This window comes from Clostridioides sp. ZZV15-6598 (assembly GCF_020657705.1).
GTDB classification, from domain to species: Bacteria; Bacillota; Clostridia; order Peptostreptococcales; family Peptostreptococcaceae; genus Clostridioides; species Clostridioides difficile_F.
Genome location: NZ_JAGWCS010000008.1, coordinates 25,626 through 49,445, shown reverse-complemented (window position 1 = coordinate 49,445; position 23,820 = coordinate 25,626). Strand labels below are relative to the sequence as shown.

At 26.9% G+C, this 23,820-nt stretch carries 25 protein-coding genes; 22 read left to right on the top strand and 3 right to left on the bottom strand.

Annotated features, from left to right (window positions below; genetic code table 11):
- Positions 1–236: 236 nt before the first annotated feature.
- The 3 genes from KGF50_RS02875 to KGF50_RS02865 all read left to right on the top strand — a co-directional run bounded on the left by KGF50_RS02875 (position 237) and on the right by KGF50_RS02865 (position 9,316).
- A complete protein-coding gene (locus KGF50_RS02875; RefSeq protein WP_227846733.1) occupies positions 237–2,894 on the top strand; it encodes a GTPase in 2,658 nt (885 codons plus the stop codon).
- Positions 2,895–2,908: 14 nt separating this feature from the next.
- On the top strand, positions 2,909–8,128 hold the full coding sequence (locus KGF50_RS02870) for a GTPase (RefSeq protein WP_227846732.1): 5,220 nt from the start codon (positions 2,909–2,911) through the stop codon (positions 8,126–8,128).
- A gap of 1,032 nt (positions 8,129–9,160) precedes the next feature.
- Positions 9,161–9,316: a hypothetical protein gene (locus KGF50_RS02865; protein WP_227846731.1), complete on the top strand. Its 156-nt coding sequence runs from the start codon at positions 9,161–9,163 to the stop codon at positions 9,314–9,316.
- A 23-nt stretch (positions 9,317–9,339) separates the two neighbouring features.
- Here the strand turns inward: KGF50_RS02865 and KGF50_RS02860 are convergent, their stop codons facing one another.
- On the bottom strand, positions 9,340–9,708 hold the full coding sequence (locus KGF50_RS02860) for a helix-turn-helix domain-containing protein (RefSeq protein ID WP_227846730.1): 369 nt from the start codon (positions 9,706–9,708) through the stop codon (positions 9,340–9,342).
- 172 nt (positions 9,709–9,880) lie between these two features.
- Between KGF50_RS02860 and KGF50_RS02855 the strand changes: the two genes are divergently transcribed.
- The 11 genes from KGF50_RS02855 to KGF50_RS02805 all read left to right on the top strand — a co-directional run bounded on the left by KGF50_RS02855 (position 9,881) and on the right by KGF50_RS02805 (position 14,599).
- Complete coding sequence (locus KGF50_RS02855; RefSeq protein WP_227846729.1) at positions 9,881–10,042, top strand: hypothetical protein; 162 nt, start codon at positions 9,881–9,883, stop codon at positions 10,040–10,042.
- A 35-nt stretch (positions 10,043–10,077) separates the two neighbouring features.
- On the top strand, positions 10,078–10,293 hold the full coding sequence (locus tag KGF50_RS02850) for a hypothetical protein (protein WP_227846728.1): 216 nt from the start codon (positions 10,078–10,080) through the stop codon (positions 10,291–10,293).
- A gap of 32 nt (positions 10,294–10,325) precedes the next feature.
- Complete coding sequence (locus KGF50_RS02845) at positions 10,326–10,640, top strand: helix-turn-helix domain-containing protein (protein WP_227846727.1); 315 nt, start codon at positions 10,326–10,328, stop codon at positions 10,638–10,640.
- A 22-nt stretch (positions 10,641–10,662) separates the two neighbouring features.
- On the top strand, positions 10,663–11,130 hold the full coding sequence (locus KGF50_RS02840; protein WP_413926778.1) for a conserved phage C-terminal domain-containing protein: 468 nt from the start codon (positions 10,663–10,665) through the stop codon (positions 11,128–11,130).
- Between the two features lie 429 nt (positions 11,131–11,559).
- Positions 11,560–11,835, top strand: coding sequence for a hypothetical protein (locus KGF50_RS02835; protein WP_227846726.1), 276 nt, complete (start codon positions 11,560–11,562; stop codon positions 11,833–11,835).
- A 14-nt stretch (positions 11,836–11,849) separates the two neighbouring features.
- Positions 11,850–12,020: a hypothetical protein gene (locus KGF50_RS02830; protein ID WP_227846725.1), complete on the top strand. Its 171-nt coding sequence runs from the start codon at positions 11,850–11,852 to the stop codon at positions 12,018–12,020.
- A 175-nt stretch (positions 12,021–12,195) separates the two neighbouring features.
- The gene (locus tag KGF50_RS02825) at positions 12,196–12,741 is read left to right on the top strand and encodes a sigma-70 family RNA polymerase sigma factor (protein ID WP_227846724.1); all 546 of its coding nucleotides are present in this window, start codon (positions 12,196–12,198) and stop codon (positions 12,739–12,741) included.
- A 29-nt stretch (positions 12,742–12,770) separates the two neighbouring features.
- Positions 12,771–12,917 carry a hypothetical protein gene (locus KGF50_RS02820; RefSeq protein WP_176702517.1) on the top strand — a complete coding sequence of 49 codons (147 nt, stop codon included), beginning with the start codon at positions 12,771–12,773 and terminating at the stop codon, positions 12,915–12,917.
- Between the two features lie 14 nt (positions 12,918–12,931).
- Positions 12,932–13,228: a hypothetical protein gene (locus KGF50_RS02815; protein WP_227846723.1), complete on the top strand. Its 297-nt coding sequence runs from the start codon at positions 12,932–12,934 to the stop codon at positions 13,226–13,228.
- Between the two features lie 104 nt (positions 13,229–13,332).
- A complete protein-coding gene (locus KGF50_RS02810; protein WP_227846722.1) occupies positions 13,333–13,773 on the top strand; it encodes a RinA family protein in 441 nt (146 codons plus the stop codon).
- 193 nt (positions 13,774–13,966) lie between these two features.
- Entirely contained in the window at positions 13,967–14,599 is a 633-nt protein-coding gene (locus KGF50_RS02805; RefSeq protein ID WP_227846721.1) for a hypothetical protein, read from the top strand.
- A gap of 229 nt (positions 14,600–14,828) precedes the next feature.
- On the opposite strand, the gene KGF50_RS02800 is transcribed toward KGF50_RS02805, so the two are convergent.
- Both KGF50_RS02800 and KGF50_RS02795 read right to left on the bottom strand, forming a co-directional pair.
- Positions 14,829–15,560, bottom strand: a complete 732-nt coding sequence (locus KGF50_RS02800; RefSeq protein ID WP_227846720.1) for a hypothetical protein — start codon at positions 15,558–15,560, stop codon at positions 14,829–14,831.
- Between the two features lie 264 nt (positions 15,561–15,824).
- On the bottom strand, positions 15,825–17,090 hold the full coding sequence (locus tag KGF50_RS02795) for a cell wall-binding repeat-containing protein (protein WP_227846719.1): 1,266 nt from the start codon (positions 17,088–17,090) through the stop codon (positions 15,825–15,827).
- 184 nt (positions 17,091–17,274) lie between these two features.
- On the opposite strand from KGF50_RS02795, the gene KGF50_RS02790 reads away from it, so the two are divergent.
- The 8 genes from KGF50_RS02790 (at position 17,275) to KGF50_RS02755 (ending at position 23,746) form a co-directional block, all read left to right on the top strand.
- A complete protein-coding gene (locus KGF50_RS02790) occupies positions 17,275–18,411 on the top strand; it encodes a Fic family protein (protein ID WP_413926776.1) in 1,137 nt (378 codons plus the stop codon).
- 330 nt (positions 18,412–18,741) lie between these two features.
- Positions 18,742–20,253, top strand: coding sequence for a catalase (locus KGF50_RS02785; RefSeq protein WP_227846717.1), 1,512 nt, complete (start codon positions 18,742–18,744; stop codon positions 20,251–20,253).
- A gap of 32 nt (positions 20,254–20,285) precedes the next feature.
- Positions 20,286–20,426: a hypothetical protein gene (locus tag KGF50_RS02780; protein WP_227846716.1), complete on the top strand. Its 141-nt coding sequence runs from the start codon at positions 20,286–20,288 to the stop codon at positions 20,424–20,426.
- Between the two features lie 408 nt (positions 20,427–20,834).
- The gene (locus tag KGF50_RS02775; RefSeq protein ID WP_227846715.1) at positions 20,835–21,410 is read left to right on the top strand and encodes a hypothetical protein; all 576 of its coding nucleotides are present in this window, start codon (positions 20,835–20,837) and stop codon (positions 21,408–21,410) included.
- 10 nt (positions 21,411–21,420) lie between these two features.
- Complete coding sequence (locus tag KGF50_RS02770; protein WP_227846714.1) at positions 21,421–21,609, top strand: hypothetical protein; 189 nt, start codon at positions 21,421–21,423, stop codon at positions 21,607–21,609.
- Between the two features lie 252 nt (positions 21,610–21,861).
- On the top strand, positions 21,862–22,539 hold the full coding sequence (locus KGF50_RS02765; RefSeq protein ID WP_227846713.1) for a BRO family protein: 678 nt from the start codon (positions 21,862–21,864) through the stop codon (positions 22,537–22,539).
- 142 nt (positions 22,540–22,681) lie between these two features.
- Positions 22,682–23,098 carry a hypothetical protein gene (locus KGF50_RS02760; protein ID WP_227846712.1) on the top strand — a complete coding sequence of 139 codons (417 nt, stop codon included), beginning with the start codon at positions 22,682–22,684 and terminating at the stop codon, positions 23,096–23,098.
- Between the two features lie 3 nt (positions 23,099–23,101).
- Positions 23,102–23,746 (top strand): tyrosine-type recombinase/integrase, encoded by a 645-nt coding sequence (locus tag KGF50_RS02755; protein ID WP_227846711.1) that lies wholly within the window; start codon positions 23,102–23,104, stop codon positions 23,744–23,746.
- The last annotated feature ends 74 nt before the right edge of the window (positions 23,747–23,820 follow it).

The following is a 23,820-nucleotide window of genomic DNA, read 5'->3' as shown; positions in this document are numbered from 1 at the left end:
TATGAGTATTTTGTTGCTGGAGGGTCAAAATTTAGGACTATTAAAAAAAGATTTAACTGAAAATAGTAAAAAAGAAAATGAATATTTTGTAGTAGTTAAAAATATTTTTACATATCACAGTGATGTATTTAATAGTATCAAAAACAATCATTTAAAAAATTATGATATAAAAATACTATTAACTTAAGTGATGAAACTTTATTTAAATAAAAATCTATAATCAGGGAGATAAATAAATGCCAGAAATTAACAATAAACTTTTAAATGAAATAAAGGTCTTATTAGAGAAAGGAAGAGACGAAATAGATAAAGCTGAAGATCAAAACTTAATTCTAATTCTTGGTAGTACAGGTTGTGGGAAAAGTACTGCAATTAATTATCTTACAGGATGTGTAATGAAGGAAGTAGAAGATGAAGATACTTGTGTTTCCTATGTTGAATGTTTAAATCCTGTATCAGAAATTGGTTCAGGAGCTGTTTCTCAAACTTTGTATCCGAATGTTGTAGATATGAGAATACCAGTAGAAGGCATGAATGCAAAATTATGTGATACTGCAGGATTTAGTGATAATAGAGGGGTAACTTATGATATTAGTGCAGCAGTTTCATTAAGAGAGGTATTTGAAAGATCTTTATCTATATGTGCAGTAGTTGTATTAATACCAGAAGCAGATATATTAGATTCTAGACTTATAAAATTGATGGACTTATTTCAACAACTTAATATGTGTCTTCATAGAGAAAATTTTAAAGATAGTATAACCTTTTTCATTTCAAAAAGCTTTTTAGGAAAAACAGAAAAACAATTATACAATATTATTAAAAGAAAGTATGAACAATTATGTGAAAATTTAGAAAATAATATAGAAGAAAAAGCTTGGTTATTTGAAGAATTTCTAAAAGATAATGGACAAAATATTCATCTTTGTAATCCACTTGCATCAGATAAAAGAGAATATTTGTTAATGAAAATATTAGAGCTAGAAGCTGTGAAAGACAAAACATCTGCATTCCAATATCCAATTAGCGCAGATGCAAAATTAGTTTTAGATATATTGATAAAAGATATTCGAAGCAATATATTATCTAGTTTAGAAGATTATGTTAGGGCATATATAGAAGATTTTATCGAGGTTATTGAAAGAATAACAATGATTCAAGAAATATCTAAATATGATAAAACCATAAGCGTATTTAAAAACTGGTTGGAGAATAAAGAAAGTTTTACTGTAGACAGTTTTATTAATGTATTAACTAAGGAAAACAAATCGTTCTTGAAAGAAAATTGTATTAACTTACAAAATCAGATAAGTGGAAATTTAGATATAATTGATGCCTTAAGTAAATATACAGAGTCTGAAAATGAGAAGTTTTTGTTATCTTCTGTACATATGGAATTAATCATAGAAAAAACAAGTAAGAAAATAATGGAACAAAAATTTGTGATAACAAAGAAGAAATTAGAAGAAATTTTAACCTCTTATGAAGTACAAAGACAGGTATTTATATTACCTAACAGAGAAAAACTAATAGATGTTGAGAATGAAAAGAATTATATATATAGTAGTTATGATTTTGAGCCACTTTTTAAAAATATTACAGTAACACAATGTGAAGATTTAAGAGAAAGTATAACAATTTTAAGTAAATATAGAGAAAAAGGAAATGAAATAATTAGAGATTTTATAAGTAAATACATTTTAAATCCATTTATAGTAAATGAAATTAAGATTAACGATAAGAAAGATATTGAAATAGAGCGCTTGGCTCCAAAATGGGTTCCAAAATGGATAATTAATAATGAATTTGTACATAAATTTATTTTAAATCCATTTATAATAAAATCACTTCTAAATAAAGATAAAAAAGGAATTGAAATAAGAGCATTGACTCCAAATTTGGTAATTAGCAGTGTATTGCAATACTTAAAAAGTAGAAAAATTGATGAAAATATTTCTACTTTTATGTTCTTTGCTAAAGAAACCATTTATATGGATGATAATATTGAAATGGACCTTGTATCAGAAAAGAATGTCATTATTGCTTGTAATAATCTTGATGTAAGTAGTAATGTAAAGATTAATGTAAGTGGAAAGAATGGAGAATTAGTAGACGATTTCATATATGGGAAAAATGGTGAGGATGGTAAAGATGCAGGTAATATTTATTTATATATTAAAGGAGAAATTAGAAATAATCGTTTAACACTGATTGCAAATGGAGGAAGTGGTTCTAAAGGAGCAAATGGTAAAAAAGGCGAAACTGGAAATTCTGGAAGCAATGGAATTGATGCAGGATATATTGCATGTGCAGGATATATTGCATATGATATCTCATTTTTTTTAGTACGCTTTTCAAAGGGTATAAGTGGTAAAAAAGGTGAGAAAGGTGGAACTGGCAGAAATGCTGGAAGAGGTGGAAATGCTGGTAAGAAAGGCAATATTTACATCATTGCAGATTCAGAGGAGCAAAGAAATAGGTTAATGAATAGTTGTGATATGACAATAAAAGATGGGAAAGTAGGTCAAGATGGTATACCAGGTCAAGGTGGAGATGGAGGAAAAGGTGGCTATCATGGATATAATACAATTTCATTTTCTAATTTTAATAAAATTATGGAATGTTATACAGGGTATTTTTCAGATGGGGAAATATCTGATAAAAAATTTCCTATAGGTTATGAAAAGCTTATACATTTGGATAAATTTATAGAAAATAAGGGTATAAATTGTAGAAAAGGTAAAATAGGTCCTGAAAGAAAATATGCTGAATATGGAGACGAAGGAGACAAAGGAGGACTTAATGATCCAAACACTAAGTTATCAACAGCTGTTTCAAAAGTAGAAGAGAATTTTATTAAAAAAGAATATCAAAGTTATTGTTCTGAGGTATAGAAAGGGATGGATGTATGGCAAATAAACTTTATAGTAGAATTATAAACCTTTTAGAAGAAGGAAGGGGCGAACTTAGAAAATATAATTTAGAAGAAAAATCGATTTTATTATTTTTAGGTACCTCAGGTGTTGGAAAGAGTACTTGTATCAATTATTTAAAAGGCTGTGTAATGGAAGAAAAGACAGATGAAGAAACAGGACAAGTATATATTACTGCAGAAAACTCAGCTGTTGAGATTGGAAATGGCGTATACTCTAAAACTTTATGTCCAAAAGCTTTAGATATTTCAGATAGAGATTTCTCATTATGCGATTGTCCAGGTTTTTTTGATAATCGTGGAGCAGATTATATGATTGCAGGTGCTATGCTTGTAAGAGAAGCTATCTCTACATCTTCAAAGGTTAAGGGAATAGTAGTTATTTTAGATTATCAATCTTTACTAGACTCTAAGCATGCACTCTTAATAGAAACAGGCAAAAACTTAAAAGATATGTTTGGTGATTATGAAAAACATAAAGAAAATTTCTTTTTTCTCATTAATAAAATACCTAAGGAAATTAGTGGTAGATTAACTGAAGATAAAGCAAGAAATATACTGAAAAAAGTAAAAAAAGACCTAGACAATCAAGAAGAAAACTATGAAGGTTATAAGGAATTAGGATATTTATTAAATGTAATATTATCAGATAATGTAGCTATTAAATTATGTAATCCATTAGATAAAAAGCCAAAAGTTTTATTGGATGAAATGAGAACTCTTCCTCCAACTTTTAAAAAAACTGATATGGGGTTAATGCTTACTGCTTCTTGTAAAATGGAAATACAAAAAGCTGTTGATGTAACATATAAGGAGTTGGAAAAACTTTTAGTTCCTTATACAAAAAGTGTTACGAAAGGTATAGAAGATTCTATTTCCATTTTATCTTCTATAAAGAGCCTAAATGATAAAAAAATTCAATTAGACAAGATGTATATAGATTTATGTAGCAGAGCTAATAGCATGAAAGAGCTTATGGAGTTTATACAAGAACTTTCATATGATGATGGTGTACAAAAAGTAAATATATTAGAAGAAATGCGTCTTCTTTTAGAGCTAAATAGTTATTGTAGCGAAACTCATATTGTAAGTCTAAATGAATTGTTAAAATCATTACTAAAGAATACATTAGAAAATACATTAAGGGATATTAAATATCAGATAATAGAAGAAGAAACTAAGGAAGAAGAAAGCAAAAAGCTTGAAGATGCAGAATATAGGAGAAAGAGGATTCGAAGTTGTACATACATAAAATCATACAAGAAAGAAAATATACTTTCTCTATATATACCTATACCTAAAGTGAATTTATCAGATTTGACTAAAATAATTTCTGGTTATCAACTTGATACTATATCATCTATATATATGTATGGAGATTGTGAGCTAAAAATAGATTGTAATATGGAAAAAGAAGTTTTCTCAGGTAAAAATATTGTACTACTTACAAAAAAAGTATTTATACCAGAAGGCACTTATTCAATCAATGTATCTGGTAAGGATGCAGAGCAATTGGTTGGAGAAAATACTATTTATAATGGATTGGATGGAAGAGATGGTAATAATGCAGGAACTTCAGGTGATATTTTATTATCTTTTAAGGAGATAGAAAAAAGAGGAGAACTCAAACTTTATACAGACGGCGGACAAGGTGGAACTGGAGAAGATGGAAAAATAGGAGCTGCAGGAATAACTGGAGAAGCTGGAGCAAATGCTAAAATGGATTCTAAAAGAGAGTCGAAAGAATTTGCTAAAAAGGGTGATACGCATGGATTAATAAGATTTTTTATGATAAAAGCAGAAAAAGGAAAACAAGGTGGAACTGGAGGTACAGGAGGTAATGGTGGAAATGCAGGTATTGGGAGCAAATCTGGGCAGATTTATCTCCTTGGAAAAGCGATTGTATTAAAAGGAAATATAAGCAAAAAAGATGGAAGTCATGGTATGGCAGGAAAAGGAGGTCCTGGAGGAAAAGGAGGATCTGGAGGTCTTGGCGGAATTAGAGGTATATGTGAAGACACAAGGTTTTTTAATGGTTATAATATAAACAATTATAATATAAACTACTATTTTTTTGATAGATGCATATTACACGAATATAAAGACGAATATAAAGAAATACTAGATGATGGAGAGAAATTAAAAGCCCTTTATGAAAAACATAAGGACTGGACAATTAGCAAACGTGAAGAGTCAGGTTCAGATGGTGAAGATGGAAAAGAAGGTCGTTTTGGAGATGCACTAAAAGAAAGAGAATTGTTAAAACAAGAATATTCTTTATCAATGGATACATTCTTCTATGAGTTCTTTGAGAGATTTGGCTTTTCTGGAAGTAAGGGGTATAGAAACCTTAGATTATTGTGTGCAGTAGGAATTTTAGAAGCTGATATTTTAGAACTTTCACATATATATGAAATTTTTCATGCAGTTGAGAAAGTAGAGATGCAGTTAAATAGAGAAATACTTCAGAAGTATTCTGGTTTTGATAAGAAAAATAAAGCAGTCATTTCTTTGGATGATATGAATATAAAGAAAGAATTTTATAAAGAGGCAAAGGAAATTTATGAATACCTTATAAATAAATTGATGCAGTCTGATAGAATAGAATCTTTTATAGGAGAAAAGCAGAATTTTAGCGAATGGAGTATGATTTTATTTGCACTTGAACAAAAGGCAGCCTTTTATGTTCAGATGATAGAAGAAAATGAAATTGGAGGAAATCGTGTTACAGATATTCGTAGTTTGACAGAGTATTTAGATAAGATTTTAAAAGAACTGGAACAAGGAAAGAAGGATGAGCTAAAAGAAGGATATTTCAATACATATAAAGAAAGTGTCCTAACTCAAATCAAATATGGGAATCAACAAATTGAAGTTTTAAAAAAAGAACTTGAGAATAAAATGCTTTCTGTTAATGCAAAAATGAATCTGTTGATTCAAGAGATTATAAAGATAAAAGAAAATGAAAAAGAGGATATAGAGAAACTAAAAGAAAAGCAGAAAAAACTTAAGAAACAAATGAAAACACAATTAATTCTTTCAGGAATACAAAGTGCATTGGGCTTACTAACAGCATTTAGTGGTGTTGGACAAGCTTGTCTAGGAGCATTTGATAGTGCAAAATCTTTGCAGGAAAATCTTTTAGCTAAAGAAGAAGAACGCAAGTGGACTAACACTATGTATGATTTTTCAGATTTTAAGTTAAATTTTGATGGTATAGACTTTGTAGTTGAAAAACAGTTAAAAGAAGATAGAAAGAAAGCTTTAGGTAAAATGACTTATAACTTGGCAGGGATTGATGGAGTAACAGAAGTTAAATTTGACCAAATTAAAGCTATCATGGATAAGTCTATAGAGGATTATAACTACCCAAACAAAGCTAATGATATTCAAATAGCAAAAGAGGGTTTAAATGAAGGTAAGTATGAGGAAATTTACTCAAAAATCCAGAAAAAAGAAATAGGTGTGCTAGAAGCTAATTATAATAATAAACAACAAAAGGATAAGTTGGATGCACTAAGAAAGAGTAAAGAGGCTATTGAAAGACAACAAAAAATATCTACTATTAAAAATGCATTAAGTATTGGTAGTTCTGCTTGTTTTCTTGTTAATACAGCAATTAGTGGTGTTAATAATTGTCTTAATGTAAAGTCTAGTTTTGAAAGCAAAATAGAGGTAGTTAAAGAGGCAATTAAAGATAAAGAAAATAATATTAAGAAGTTAGATGAATTAAATACTCAAATGGCAGAGTTTAAAGATAAGACTTTTAAAGAATCTATTATACCATTTGTAGAAAAATTTGATGATACAGTTAAAAGCCAAGATATTTTTGAAAATGAGATAAGTAAATTAAAGATGAAGGAAGTTTTAACTGAATTAAGTACAAAGTTTGCAAGTTTAAAAATGGAAAATTCAGAGGACATTTCTATAATATTCAAAAAAGTACAGGATATGATGGAAACTCAGATTGTCATTACTGATAAGATTGATAAGAAAAAAGATAACCTTGCAATGGGAGAATTAATTTATCAAATATCAGATAGTGGTAATCAAATTAATGAATATCAGAAAAAACTTATTCACCAAATCGAATTAAATCAGGTTAGATATTTGTGTCAGGTGGAGGCAGCAGCTTTTCAACTATGGACGTTTCCATTTGGAAGTAATATAGTAAATATCTTAAATAGATGCCATGTAGGTATCACAGAAGATGAAAATGAGGTTGTAAATCAAGCCAAGGAGCAGAATAGACAGATTAAAGAGTTTCTTGACCAAGATGCTTATCAATGGCAAAAAACAGACAATCATATTTTTAAAATATCATTAGCAGGAAGTTTAGATGGAAAATCATGTGTAGGATTTGAAAATACATATTCTCTATATGATTGTAATGAAGAAGAAGTGAAAAAGCTTTTGACGGGAGATGAAATTAGTTTTAAAGTTCCACTAAATCAAAATTTTGATGCTGTAAAATACATAACTATGTATGCAAATATTCCTAACCTTAGACGAAATATTTTAGATGACAGTCAAAAAGTAAAGGTGCATATTCATTTGTATGATAGCGGATATTTCTCTCTATATGATGGTAGAAAAGATACCTATATTCAATATGTATTTCCACAAAATTATATTGATATTACACATAGTATTGATGTTAAGTATAATGATTCAGATTCGATAAACTCAATATGGTCTTCAGTAGAAGATAAAGGCATAGAAAAGTTCAAGAATGCTGGTTTAAATTCTGGTAGAAGTCCATACTCTATGGCTAAGATTTCTTTGAAGGCACATTTTAATAAGAAGCTTTCTTATGATTTACTTACAAATGGACAGAAGAAGAACTTAGAATCATATTTCGAGAAATCTAGTAAACATGTATGGATCGAAAGTATGAACATATTAGAGAATATAGGATATATTGATTCAAAATATGTATTGGTAAAAAGTTGGTCTGAAATCAAGAGAGATATAGATAATGATGGTGAGATTATGAAATATTTTTCTATATTACAGATTGATTTGTTAGAAAGAATTATTTACGAGCAGACTAGTATATTAAAGGGAAATATACCTGATTTGAAAATTGAATTTGTAGGCTGTGGTGTTTATGTAGAGTCTGAATTTGATTATCTAAAACAAAATGATTTAAAATGTTATGAACAAAGATTAGTTGAAAATATGATTGAAGTATAAGCTTTAAAGAAATTTATAAAAGAGGATATTTCAAATTTTTATTTTGAGGTATCCCCTTTTATTTGATGCAAAAATTAAAATATAACTTAAATAAAAATGTATAAATAATTTATAAAATAAATTAAATAATAAGTTTTATAAAAATGTATATATAAACTCAAATTATTTTGGTTTTCTATATTCAGTTTATTTAATAAATCGAAATTCTTATTAGATAAATTATGCTATAATAAATATATAAATATGCAATGTGCGATACTTTGAAAATAAACGCTGTAAGGGTTGTAAATACTGAATTACAATGTGTTTTTGGAAAATATCAAAAAACACTATCTTGTGCTCACTGCAAATTTTAATATTTTCTATATCTTAAAGTATTGAAAATGCTCAATTTATTTTGGGCTTTTATATTAACTAAGTGGTATGTAAATTCTCATAACAACGCTATATATGTAATAAATAAGCATACTTTTATATTAACTAAGTGGTATGTAAATGAAGTTATTTCTGCTATTGCAACTACTTTAGTTTGCGCCTTTTATATTAACTAAGTGGTATGTAAATTTCTACATCATAATAATTTACATGTTATAATTAATTTCTTTTATATTAACTAAGTGGTATGTAAATGTTTCATACGAAGAAATTTGAGAAAGTGATAGTCCTAGTTTTATATTAACTAAGTGGCAAACAGAGCAATTTTTAATTGCTCTGTTTTTTATTTGCAAATTTAAGATAATAAATTTTATATGGTAAAAATTGGAAGTTAATTATTGAAAAAATAGGTACTATACTTGTAGTATAAAGAAGATATATATCGAAATAATACATATAAACTACGTACGTAAAACAATTTTAAAATAACCATAATCTTTAATTTCAAATTCATCTTAGAACATGACATACGCAAGTAAAAAATATGGAATATATTAGTTTCAAAAAACTTCAAATGAGGGAAGATGTCTATTGTTTTTCGGAAATAGAGGAATTGTAAAAAAATAAATCAGAATATTTTGAATATGGGGGGATATTATGGGAGAGTTAAAACTTGAATCAAAAATGAATTACACTAAGAATAAGAAAAGAGTTGCTATCTCTATACATCGAATGAAAGAAATCTCTAAAAAAGATTATAACTTTTTAACAGATTGCATAGAAGCATTTTATATAAAAGTAAAAGAGGTTTGATAAAGTTCAAACCTCTTTTATCACTATTTATTTTTCTTTTGTAAGAGTTCTATCATTTTTAAGATAGCATCTCTATCTTCCTGTTCTAATTCATAAAGTTTGTTAGTTATTTCTTTTACATCATCATCAATTTCTAAGTCAGCCAGACAATCTTTATAAATTTCACCTTTTCCATTTCTTAGCCATTCTTCACTTACTTCAAATTCCCTACATATGTCATTAATACTTCTTTCTGTCAAAACTCTTTTTCCTTTTTCTAGTAAAGAGATTTGGTCTTGCGATAAGAAAATTCTTTCTCCAAATGCTCTTTGTGAAAGGCTTTCGAGAGTTCTTAATTCATTTAACCTTTTTCCAATTTCTTTAGTTTTTAATTCTTTTGAAACTTCTGTCATTTTTACAATCCTCCCTTGTCATTATTATACTATAATAAAACGACTTTGTCATTTAGAAAATAATAATAACGACAAAATCATAATAATAACAAAAAATATATTGATTTTTAACGACAAAGTAGTTATAATTAAAATAAGCTAAACGACAAAGTAAGTATAGGAGGTGTGAAAAATGATTTGCTCAAACAAAGAAAAAGTAGAAACAGCTCTGATGATAGACTATTTAAAAAAAAATGAACCTAATGAATGGAGAACTATAGAAACCATAATTTCCAGTACATACACATTGAGTAATTTCAAAAAGGGAAATAAGAGTGTTATACATCAGAAATAACAGTTAACAGTGAATATTTAAAGGGAGTGATAAGTTTGAAAATCACAGATTTTGATAGAAATCACATAGGAAAAGCAGTTCAATTACAAGAGACAAGATTTAATACCAAAATGGATTGCATCATTACAAAAGTAGAAAAAAATGAAATACTAGTCATGTATTATGAAAAAGAAATAGAAGAAATAATATACAAAACTATAAGTAAAGAGGATTTAATATTCAATGATTATAAATTCGAATTATTATCTTAAAAAAATAACTTAGCAGGAAGGAGGTGGAGCTTTTGGAACTTTTAAAGGACTCTAGGAAAAGGGATTGGTTTTGGATAGAAAATGAACTCATAGATGATGCTAATTTAAATATCTATGAAAAAATGGTTTATATTGTTTTGACTAGGCGTGCAGATAATGAAAGCTCATGTTTTCCAAGTATTTCATTAATAGCTAAAAAAATAGGGTGCGGAACAACAACTGTTAAAAAAACATTAAGAGGCTTAGAGGAAAAGAAACTAATAATAAAAGTTAAACGCAAAGTTGAGAATAAAAAAGAAAATGATACCAATATGTATTATGTAATGAGTTTAAAAGGTAGGTCGTGAGGCGACCAGTAACAAGACTAATATTAACAAGACTAATTTAACTAATAATATATATAGTCCTCCAGGGCAAAAAGAAGATAAAACAAATGACAAAGAGACACATAAAAGAATTATTGATTACTTAAATGAAAAAGCAGAGAAATCTTTTAAAAGTACAACAAAGAAAACTACGTCTTTAATTGACTCAAGACTCACAGAAGGATTTATTGAAGAAGATTTTTACAAAGTAATAGATAACAAAGTTCTCGCATGGCTAGAAGATGCTAAAATGAGCGTCTATTTACGCCCTGAAACGCTTTTTGGCAACAAGTTTGAGGCTTACTTAAATGAAGTGCCTCGGATGGCTAAAAATGGAAATGAGAAGGTTAAAAGAGATAAAGAAGTTAGTAGAAATAGATTTGCTAATTTTGAACAGACATTTACTAAATATAGCAATAAAGAGTTAGATGAAATTATAAAGAAAAGTCAAAAGGTAAAGTTTGAAAAATAAGTAAAGAAAAGAGGAAGTTTTACAAAGTAATAAATTTGAACAAAATTCAATATTGAAAAAGGGTCATTTTTCAATATTGAAATTATGGATTTACAAGGTATTGAAAATCAATATTGAAAAAAATTAAAAGATATAGTAATTGCAATACTTATAGAATGCGATTACATTACGCAAAAAACACAGATTTAAAGAAGTTGTCAAAAATCATTAAAAGATGGTAATGATAGAGAGAAAAAATAAAATTAAAAATTTTGATAAAAACGTTATTAAATTATAGTCAAAGTTTATTAATTAATTTCCTAGTAGAAAAATAACTTTTAATAGAAAGAGGTACAAAAATGAAATTAGAAAAAATCTTAAACAGAAATAAAATAGATGTTACATTTGTAAATAAACATATGAAACTCTTGTTAATAGAAAGGAAAGTATATGTTATTTAATATTGTAATTTTGATATTATGCTTTGATGCAGTTTTCAGCATTAGAAACAACATTAGATTAAGAAAAAGTATTAAGTTAATAGAGCAAGATATAAAAGAAATTGGTAACTTTAAAAATAGTTTATACAAAAGTACTAATTCATCATTAGATATTGCAGTCAAAATAAATAGAGCTTTTAATGATGCAATTAAAACAGTAGAAAAAACTAAAGAAATAGAAAATAAATGTCAAAACATATATGAAAAGTTAAAAAAAGATATATAAAAGGGGACTAGTTCATGAAGAAAATATCACATATGAACATATTAGAAAAGACAGAATTTATTAATAAAATAGCATCAGAAATAAAATCTGAATCTAAGTCAATGAGTAGATATGAATCATTATTAAAAGCAACAGAGGTTGTAAAAGAGATGGAAAAAAGAGAAGAAATAATGTATGAAAAATAGTAGTAAATAAGAATAGAAAATATGAAGAACATGGAGAGAGAAAAACCTTTACAAAAGTTAGAGCTAAAACTGTTAATTCGCTCGATTATAAGCCAAAGGAAGAAAATAACAAAGATAAGGAGATTGGTTTTCAAGTATTAAATGACGAAGATATACCATTTTAAGAGGTGATTATATGAGAAGTTTAGAGGAAAGAAATAAATTAGTTGAAGATAATATAAACCTTGTGCACTTTATTATAAATAAACATTTTAAATGTTTTCTAAGAAAATATCCATCTTTGAAAGAAGATTTATTTCAAGAAGGTTCTATAGGATTATATAAATCAACATGTTACTTTGATGAAAATAGAGGAAAATTTTCTACAATAGCAGGAGTATATATATTAGGACATTTGAAAACATTTACGACTAGATATGTTAAAAAACATTATAGAAATGATATAGATAGTTTTGAAAAGTGTGTCTATAGAAATACTTATAATGAAGAAATAAGAATAGAAGATAGATTGGCAGGCAATGAAAGTATAGATATAGAAAACGTCCATGTTATTAGATCTTGTGTAAAGAGAAGTAAGATAAAAGATATACAGAAAATAGTTTACCTAAGAGAAAAAGGATATACTCAGAAAGAAATAGGTAAAATGTTTGGAGTAAATCAAATAACAATATGCAGAAGACTTGGGAAATTAAAATCTGAAATTAATATACTAGGAAAATAATATAATAATTTAAGTTTATCGGAGGTAAAATGAAGACTAAAATAATTGGTGGTAGGGAAAATGAGTGTCCAATATGTGGTGGTAATGTATTTAAGATTAAAACTAGTATAGGGATTGTATGGCAATGTAAAGACTGTGGTTGTATGTATCAAGACTTTGAATGTAAGAAAAATTAAAGGAGGAATTTAAGATGGAAGAGAATATGAAAAACCTTATTGAACATAGTGAAAATATAAAGAATCTTAAAGAAAGCATGGAAAGTACAATAGATGAGTTAATTAATCTAAATGTTGGAAGTAGTGGAATTGATGCATATAGAGCAATCATGCAAGAAGAAATACATAAAGAGACTATAAATGTATGTAAAGATAGTAAAGAAATAATTATTATCAAGAAAAGAGAAGAAGAACAAATGCTAAAGGATATAGAAAAAAATGAAAGTAAAATTGAAGATTTTTTTAAGAAAATAGGTTTTGGTAATAAGTAAGTTCAAAAAAGAAAAAAGGAGCATTACTTCATGCTCCCATTTGTCAAAACTCTAAAACTATCATCACAAAATCATTATAACATAAATGGGAGTGTGAAGTAACATTGGCCAATAAAAAAGATACTTTGTTCAGTAGTGCTGAAGGTAAATTATATAGTTATAAAAAAGTAAAAGCAGAAATAGAGAAAATAGGTATCGATATAGAAATAATAAAGAATGACTATAGAGGATGTAGTGGTATTGAGATTAAAGAGAAATCAGGTAGAACATATAACACTAAAAGTGTAGTTGAGATAGAAGTTGAAGATAAAGAAAGGAAAGTATTATTAAAAGAAAAAGAGAAAAGACATAAGGAATTGTTAGTTGAAAAAATAGATAATGCAATGAAGATATTAAGTGAAGAAGAAAAGAAAATAGTCCAATATAAGTACTTTTCAAATAATAGGACGTCTTGGGAATATGTTGGGAGAATGATTGGATTTTCAACAAGTAAGTGTAAACAAATGAGAATAGAGATTATAGATAAGATAAAAGGATTGCTTTGAGATTTTATATTTATGAAAAAATTAAAATCAACTTGTTTTTTTATTAAATTTAGATCATAAAATAATCAATGTGTGCTTTTTTAAACACAATAAACTTATAGATAACTTATAGTTATCTATAAGTTTATTGTTGACTTATTCTGTAAAACTTGATATTATGTGAATAGATAATAATACTAAGGGGGATATAAATATGAAAAAAGCATGGTTATTTAGAGCATTACCAAATAATATTGATAGAATGAAAGAATTTAAAGCAAACAATTTGATAGGAGTTGGTTGGGATTATGTAGAGGACTTATCAGGTAAAGATATAAATGATATAGGAGAAATACTTAATAAACGTAATTATAAAAACCCTAGATCAATGTCTAGTGATAAATCAACATTAGATATAATAGCAAATAGAATGAATATTGGAGATGTTGTAGTTGTTCCACATGGAGATCTTGTCTATATAGGTGAAATATCAACAGACTATAGATATGATGAAACTAAAGCTACAGGTGAAGGATATCCTCATCAAAGAGGTGTCAACTGGATTGGAGAACCACTTTTAAGAAATAATTTAACATTAGATTTAAGAAGTTCACTAAAAGTACCAAAAACTTGTGCAGATTTAACTCATAGATATAAAGATATCCAAATAGCACTTGGAGAAGTTGTAGAAGATAAATTAGATGAAAAAGAGTTTATAACTGTAGAATATCCAATAAGACCAAATGTAAATGTAAAAATAGAAATACCTAAAGATTTAAAAAAATCAGAGTCTGTAAGAATTGGAGAATTTATAAAAACTATATTTTTTGATGATATTGAGGACTAAATTACACTGAAAATACTGTAGGCTAATTTGTGCTTTCATGAAAGAGTGCGTTAAAGGAACTTTTAAATGTCTAAGTCAGTATAATATAAATTAGATTATGGTCTAAAATTTGAAATTTTAGACCATAATCTTATGTTTTTGGATAGGCCTAAAATATTTAGATTAGAAAATAATCAATTTTGAGACATCACTATTTTTGTTTATAATTATGTACATTTTACACTATCAGTTAATTAGAATTATTTTTATTCATATTTAAACTATTCAAATTGTTTTCCCAGTTTTTTATCTCCTTTTTAATTTCTTCACTTAAAGTATCACTTGAAGACATTTTCTTTAATTTATCATTCAAGGATTTCTTTTGTTCCTCTGAAAGATCTGTTTTTATTGTAGGATCAATAATATCTATTACATCTTTTACATCAAAATCAATAAATTTGCACAATTCTTCTAAATGATCAATTAGGAATTCTATATATTCATATGACCATTCTTTATAATTTTTTTTGTTTTTTAACATGAACTCATTAATTTCATAACTTTGATTTGCTAATTCAAAGAACGAACCTGAAGGATCCATTATTTCGTTTATAGAGTTTTCATACTCAACAATATTGATTTGTCTTATTAATTTCTCTTTTTCTGTTAAGTTACTATAATTCTTATTAACAAAAGCAACTAACCCAAATTCAAAATTTAAAATTGAATCTTTACGTTCTTTCACTGAATCTTCTCCAAATTCTCTAAGACCTTCTAAATTTTTATCAATAGCCTTATCTCTAATTTCTGTTAATTGTTCTATACTTAAATCTTCTAAGTTTTTAGGAACTATTTTTTCATTGTTCTTAGCCACTTCTTTTAATTTATCATTTGTATTTCTGTTATTGAAAATAAATATAGCAGTGAATAAACTTAAAACTATTACTAAGATAATTAAACTTATATTTTTCTTATTTAACATATTAATCCTCCTTTTTTGTGATGTATTTATAATTATAACGAATGAAAAGTTAACTTTTAGACATTATATAATTATTTTATTTAAAAATTACATTTATCACATTTTAGTAAAGATATTTACATAGAAAATGATATTCTATACAATACTTATTTTTGTTATTTAGGCTATTTTTAAACAGTAAAAAGCCACTCTAAAATTATAGTTAAGAGTGGCTGAAAATTTGATTTGGAATTAAAACCTTTAAATAGAATCTTTAAATTTTGATTATATTTTAGTTAACTGTTTAGTGTCAAAGTTATACTCATATACTTCTAATGTCTCAGAGTTTACAATTAAAGTTCCAACTGTTTTAACACTCTCATGCTTATCAGTATAAGTATCTGCTTTATCTGTGCTAGAATCACTTTGTTTAACATTCTTAACTTTAATCATTTCAAATTCATAATATGGAAAATCTATATTTTCTACTTTTTTATAATTTCCAAATCCAGAATTATATGCATAACAATATTCATGTGCTTTTGAACCTTTTGCTTTATATATAGCATCTAAAGCTTTTGAAATATCACTTCTTTTAGTTTCACTAGTTAACATGTTATCTGGTGTTATACATTGATCTAAAATTTCATTTTTTATATTACCTATTATTATTGGTAAATTAGCACTAGTAATTAATGATTTATCATTAGTTTCATTTACTAATAATATAGGATATTCCTTATTTATTGTAGAAGATAAAAGTGCATCTATTAAATTATCAGAATTTACAATACATATTTGATTTGGATGTTCTAATTCATCTTTATAAAAATGTTTTACTATTTTTTCGTTAGTATCAAGTCTATCAATACCACCAATTCTAGTAGCTTTTGTACTGTTTACTAAAGAATCATTTATTGATGCTGTTCCTCCAATAGCATATGTTTTTACTCCATCTACTTTGAATGGCACATTCTTTCCATTTGTCAATATAATTGGATTTCTATATTTAACTGCAACTTGAGAGATACTTATAGAGTCCGCTTCTCCTTGGTAAGCATTTGTAAAATATACTTCATCAACCTTTTTTAGATTGCTTATCTCTTTTGCAACATTATAACTTGTATCTATTCTATCTTTTCCTTCTATTCTAATAACCTTTATTTTTTTGTTTTTTAGTGTATTTTCTACGTTTTTACTTATAGAATTAACTCCACCTATTAAATAGATTTTTTTAAATTTATTCAATCTTTCAAGAGTAGGTTTTGGTATAGAATCTTGTTTAGTAAGTAATATTGGTGAATTAGAAGCACCAGCTAAACCACTTGCACTTAGTCCATCTGCAAGACTTTTATCTGTGTTTATGATTACTGCTTGAGTGTACTTTCTTCTGTCAGATATTAAGCCTGCTGTTTCATACTTATTTGCACCTTGTATTTTATGAGCTACTATTTTAAAGTTTAAATCCTTTGCAGCGAAGACCAATGATGTGCTAGATATGAAAATAGAAGTAGCTATCCCTAATGATAATATTTTTCTTTTAAATTTCATTTGTTAAATCCCCCCATCCTTTTATGAGATAAATGATAGTGTATGTTACTTCTGAGGTCAACCAAAGTAAGAAATGTTGTTACTTTAATCTTCTAAAAAGATATATAAAGATAATAAATACTTAAAAATAGTGTAAAAACTAATACTTTTTGTTAATATTAATAGATAAAGATAATCTAAGGTGGTGATTAAACTGACAATAGAAGAATACAAAAATAAATACTCTACTGGAAATAGAATTGTACTTCCTCTAAATAGTTTTGATAACAAAGAACTATACTATCATGAAACTGAAAACATATTAAATTTAATAAATGAAATAGATAAATTAACATCAAGTAAGATATTTAAAATAATAGAAGATAAAAACGATTTGGCACTAGAATCTTATTATTCTAGTGTAATAGAAGGTGCTTTTTCAACTAGAAAGATTGCAAAATCTATAATTAGAGGGAAGATGAAACCAAGTAATAAAAGTGAGTATATGATTTACAATAATCATAGAGCCTTAGAATATGGATTAGATAACTTAGATAAATTGTATAGTCACAAATTTATATATGACTTACATCATATATTGGGTGAAAACTGCTTGGATTCAGAAGAATATGAGTATAGAACTGAAAAAGTATATGTATGTGATTCAAAAGGTGAGATTATACATACAGGACTTGATCCTTTGAAGATATATGACTTTATGAGTAAATTAATAGATTTTATGGAAAATAGCAAAGTTAGCGATTTAATTAAAAGTGCTATAATTCATTTCTACTTTGTATATGTTCATCCTTTTAGTGATGGCAATGGAAGAACATCAAGAGCCTTATCATATCTATATTTGATTGATAAAGGATATGATACCTTTAAAGAGTTTTCAATATCATATATGATATCTAAAAACAGAACTAAGTATTATAAGGCTATACTTGATGTAGAGAATAAGGGATATAATTTAACTGTATTTATAGAGTTCATGCTAAAGTCAATAATACAATCTATTAATGAAATGCGTGACATGCATGATAGGAAGTCTTTAGAGAGTGTGTTGAAAGAAGAGTTATTTGAAAATGATATAACTCTATCAGCAACAGAAGAACATATATTAAAATATATCTGTAATAAAGATAGATATTCTATGACATTGGAAAACTATATTAAAAAGAATAAAAGTAGATACTTAAAGGCTGGAATAAAGGAGATTGAATTAGTTGACCAGTTGATGGAAGTGTTTAATAATCTTGAAGAAATAGAGATTTTATCAAGAGAAAAGGATGTATATAAAGTTAATGAGAAGTACTTGAAAATGCTTGATATAAATTAAAAATTTATCAAAAAATATTTTAATAAAGAAATGAATCCTTATAATAGAGGATTCATTTTTTTATGCTATTTATAACAGATTTAAACGTATAACATATTCATAGAAAGTCTTAAAAAACTTTGATTTATATAGATATTTTATAAAAAATAATAAAAATACAAATGAATTTGTGAATTAAAAATTTAATTTGACAATTATAATCAAATGGAATATTATGGAACTATAAAAGAAATAGTAATCATTATTAATATTGATATTGCTGAAAAGTATTTAAATCTCAACAATATATAATATAAATATATTTATATTTTAAATAAGGAGATGAGTTGCATGAAAAATAAAAATATTTTGACAACAAGTTATGGAATTCCTGTAAGTGAGGATAATGCATCTATCACTACATCAAAAAAAGAAGGATATACTATGTTACAAGATATTCATCTTGTAGAAAAGTTGGCTCACTTTAACCGTGAAAGAATACCAGAAAGGGTTGTTCATGCAAAAGGAGCAGGCGCAGGAGGATATTTTGAAGTTACAAATGATTTATCTAAATATACTAGAGCAGATTTCCTATCTGAAGTTGGGAAAAAAACGGAGGTATTCGCAAGATTTTCAACTGTAGGTGGTGAAAGAGGTTCAGCGGATGCCGAACGTGATCCAAGAGGATTTGCAGTCAAATTTTATACAGAAGAAGGAAACTATGATATAGTTGGTAACAATACACCAGTATTTTTTATACGTGATGCAATCAAATTTCCAGATTTCGTACATACACAAAAAAGAAATCCTCAAACAAATTTACCAGACCCTAATATGTTTTGGGACTTTTTATCATTAACTCCAGAGTCAATACATCAGGTTAGTATATTATTTTCTGATAGAGGTACTCCACAGGACTATAGACATATGGATGGTCATTCTAGTCATACATATATGTGGTACAACAATAATGGAGAATATGTTTGGGTGAAATATCACTTTAAAACAAGACAAGGTTGGAAGACATTTACATCTCAAGAGGCAGAAGAAGTAAAAGGAAAAGATACAAACCATGCAACTAAAGATTTATTTGATTCAATAGAAAAGGGTAATTTTCCAATTTGGGATTTATATGTCCAAATAATGTCACCAGAACAAGCAAAGGAATATAAATTTGACCCATTTGATGTTACTAAAGTTTGGTATCACTCAGATTTTCCATTAATACCAGTTGGAACAATGACATTAAATAGAAATCCAGAAAATTACTTTGCAGAAGTTGAACAGGCTGCTTTTGCACCAAGTGCATTAGTTCCAGGAATAGGAGTTTCTCCAGATAAATTATTACAAGGAAGAATTTTTGCATATGAAGATGCTCATAGATATAGATTAGGTGCTAATCATCATCAAATAGAAGTTAATTCTCCAAAAAATTCTAAAGCAAATACTAATCAACGTGATGGAGCTATGAATATAGATGGGAATGGTGGAAGTTTACCTAATTATTATCCAAACACTGTAAATGGTGCGCCTAAACCAGATATTTCATTTGCACCTCCTCAAATAGAAGTTCAAGCTATACTTGATAGACATGCTAGGCCTTCAGAAGATGTAGATTTTATACAAGCAGGAGAATTGTATTCAAGAGTTTTAAGTGAAGAACAGAAATCTAATCTTATAAATAATATATCTAATCATTTGGGTAATGCTAGAGAAAATCTTCAATATCGCCAAACAGCTCTTTTCTATAAAGCTAATGAAGAATATGGAACAAATATAGCTGAAAAATTAGGATTAGATGTAAAAAGAGTTAAAGAGCTTGCAAATATGAGTCAAAATGAAAGAGTAAATAAAACATTGTAAAAGGACATAATTTAACTGTATTTATATAATTAATGTTAAAGTCTATAATACAATCTATAAATGAAATGAGTAATATGAACTATAGGAAGTCTCTAGAGAGTGTGTTGAGAGAAGAGTCATTTGAAAATGTCATTATTCTATCAGCAACAGAAGCACATATTTTGAAGAGATAGAGCTTTTATCAAGAGAAAAGAATGTATATAAAGTTAATGAAAAGTACTTGAAGATGCTTGAAATAAGTTAAATTGATAGCATATAAAATAAAAGATGTATATAGATATATAATATAATAATAAGCCCTCTATGGATTGCTCTTAATTGAGTTTTCCTAGAGGGTTTTGTTATTTTTCATTCTTAAAATAAAAAAAGATTTTTATTTTGTCCAAAATCTCTTTTATTATGCGTTGTATATATAAATAGACTTATAAGGAGGGACAAATTATATGATATTAAATAAAAATATTATGAAATAAGACAAGGTTTGATTATGAAGTTATATAAAAAGATTATTTTTAATATAACTAACAGGTTATATGGCAGTGTTTGTAGAATAAATATTTAAGTAAAGGTGGTAAAATATTATGTTAAAGAAAAAAATAATAAGTTTTTTAATGGCAGGAATTTTTGTTTTGTCTAGTGGATATAATTTGGTTTATGCATCTACTTTTGAAGAAAATGAATACAAACAAGAACTTGTTGATGAAAATGAATTTACTATTATTGATAGTAATGAAAATGAAATGATTGTAGATAAAAAAGGCAATAACACTTATGTTTCAACAAAAGTTACACCTGGTAGTTGGAAAAATGTTAAATATATAGGTCAAAAATCACGTAAACTAAGTTCTCCTTATACAAGAGAAAGAATTATCCAAACTATTCAATGGGGATTAGGTTATCTTTCTGGAGGGTCATCTTTTTTATTAGGTTTAGCTGAGAGTATTTATAGAGAAAAAGTATATGATATTACTAAATATGGAGGCGTATATACAAAAACATACTATAGAAGACAAATAACTGACATTAGAAATAGTCATGCTAATGTTCCTGTTCCATACAGATATGAATATGTTACATATTTTTATAGCTCATCTAACTTTAAAAAAGTTGTGTATACTGAAAGAGTAGGAGATGGTATAAAACTAGCAAATAACTAGGAGGGAATATATGAATAATAAGAAAAAGGCATTCTTAATTTCTGGCTCTATAAATGTAATTTTATTAATCATTGTTTTTGCATTGTTTAGTTATAATATTATAGAAAATAGTACAAGAAATATGATAATAACTGTGATTCTAATTTTTATTTTTGAAATTATAAAAATAAAAATTCTAGAGAAATATTATAATCTATAAACAAGAAATATCTTTCCTAAGAGCATATTGTAAAGTATGCTCTTAATTTAGTTATATAGATTTAAATGTAAATAATGTCTTTTTTGTAGACGATTTATGTACGATTTATGACCGATTTGTGTACGATTTATGTCTTTTAATCATGATAAGATTGTATTATGAAAAAATATATTTAATAAAAAATGGCTTGGAATTTATATTCTGGGTCTTTTTTTATACAAAAATTCAATTATTAGATTAGGAGGTAGTAGTATGTTGAAAGTTTTGCAAGAGAAAAATATAAGGATGATATGGTCCAAGAGCGGAGAAGAAGTTTGGTTTCATGCTGGAGATATAGGAGAGGAACTAGGAATAGTAAATATTCATGACACATTAAGAAATATAGATAGAGAATATAAAAAGAAATTTAAGAATTCAGATGTCGGAGTTTCCGACAACCGAAATTTTAAAGTTAAGTTGAATAATCGTGGAGAAGTGTTTGTGACAGAAGAAGCAGTATATAGTATGTCATTTAGAAGTAATAAAGCAGAAGCAAAACTATTTACAAAGTGGGTTTCTAAAACTCTTAAACAAATTAGAATACATGGTTATTACATTGCCACAGAAAAAGACCAAGAATGGATAAGCATAAGAACAGAAGGTAAAAAAGTAAGAAAAGACTTCACAGATGAAATTCAAGAGTTTGTTTATTATGCTATTAGTCAAGGGAGCAATAAGTCTCAGATGTATTATAAACATTTCACTGAACTTGTAAGAAAAAAACTAGGAGTACCAAAAGATGTAAAAAGAGATGAATTAAATCAAAGTGAATTGTTTGATATACAAGCACTTGAAAGAGTCATTTCTATGAAGTTGCCTAAGTTAATAGATGAAGATATGAACTATAAAGAGATATATAGGAAAATTAAAGAGTTAATAGAGATAATTTAATGCTATCTATAATAGATGGTATTTTTTTATGCAATAAAATAAGTGTTTTTAAGAGAGGTGTTTTAAAATCAAGCGAGATATAACAGAAGAAGTTTTAAGTGCTGCATATGTACCAGATAATCTAAAATATTATGACCATGTAATGAAAGAGACTCCTGGTATGTATGGAAGAGAATGTTCTTTAGACTTTATAAAGAAAAAGCAAGAAAAACTCTTGAAACTAAAAAAGAAGGTTAAGAGAAACTATAATTCTAAGATTGATAAGTTAGACTTATATTTAAAACTTTTAGAAGAAAGTATAATTGATGAGTCTGATCATGTTGAGTTAGTTACATTTAAGTTATATTTACAGTTAGAAAATGTAGTAAAAGTAACTAGAACTGTAAATGACTTAGGATTTAGAATAAAGACTAGCACTTATTCAAAGGAAAGAAGATATACCACAAATGATATAACCTCTATAATTACAGATTCTTTTGCTAATGTAGATGAAGATTTAAAGATGTTAGTACAAGAGAGACAAAGGAAAAATTATTATGGTAATAAGGAGTGTTTTTAATGAATGGAAGCACATAGTGGACAAAAAGTTAATCCCATAAAAGATATAGAGGATGTATTTAGACTCTTGAATTTTCTAGAGGAATGGAACGAAAGAAACTATTTGTTAGCCCTCTTTGGAATGTGTACTGGACTTAGAATAGGGGATATATTAGCACTTAAAGTTGCAGATGTAACAGATGTAAAGTTAGATAAAAAAGGGAAGAAGATAAGAGTATCTAAGGATTGGATTAGAGTTATAGAGGAAAAAAGGGACTATGATAGAGAGGTTTTCCTATCTGATGTAATAAAGGGGGCTATAGAAAACTATACTCAAGATAAACCAGGAGAAGAATTCTTATTTAAAAGTGGTAAGAGAAAGAAGTTTAATAGGCCTATTCAAACAAGACAAGCAGGAAGAATAATAAAAGGAGCAGCAAAAAAGGTAGGCATAAAAGAAAATGTTGCAACACACTCTTTAAGAAAGACATTTGCAAGACATATTTATGATGAAGAAGAGAATAAGACTTATGCTTTAGAACTTATAAGAAAGATATTAGGTCATAAGACTATAGAAGTAACAAGAAGATATATTGGAATAGATAAAGAAGAAGAAGTAAAAGCAATAACTAAATTTACTAATAAACTAAAGAAAAGAAAAAGAGATTAGAATTATTATAAATTGGCTTTAAATTTCATATGTTACGTTTTTCAGCAATAGGACATTACAAAAGTGTAAAGGCC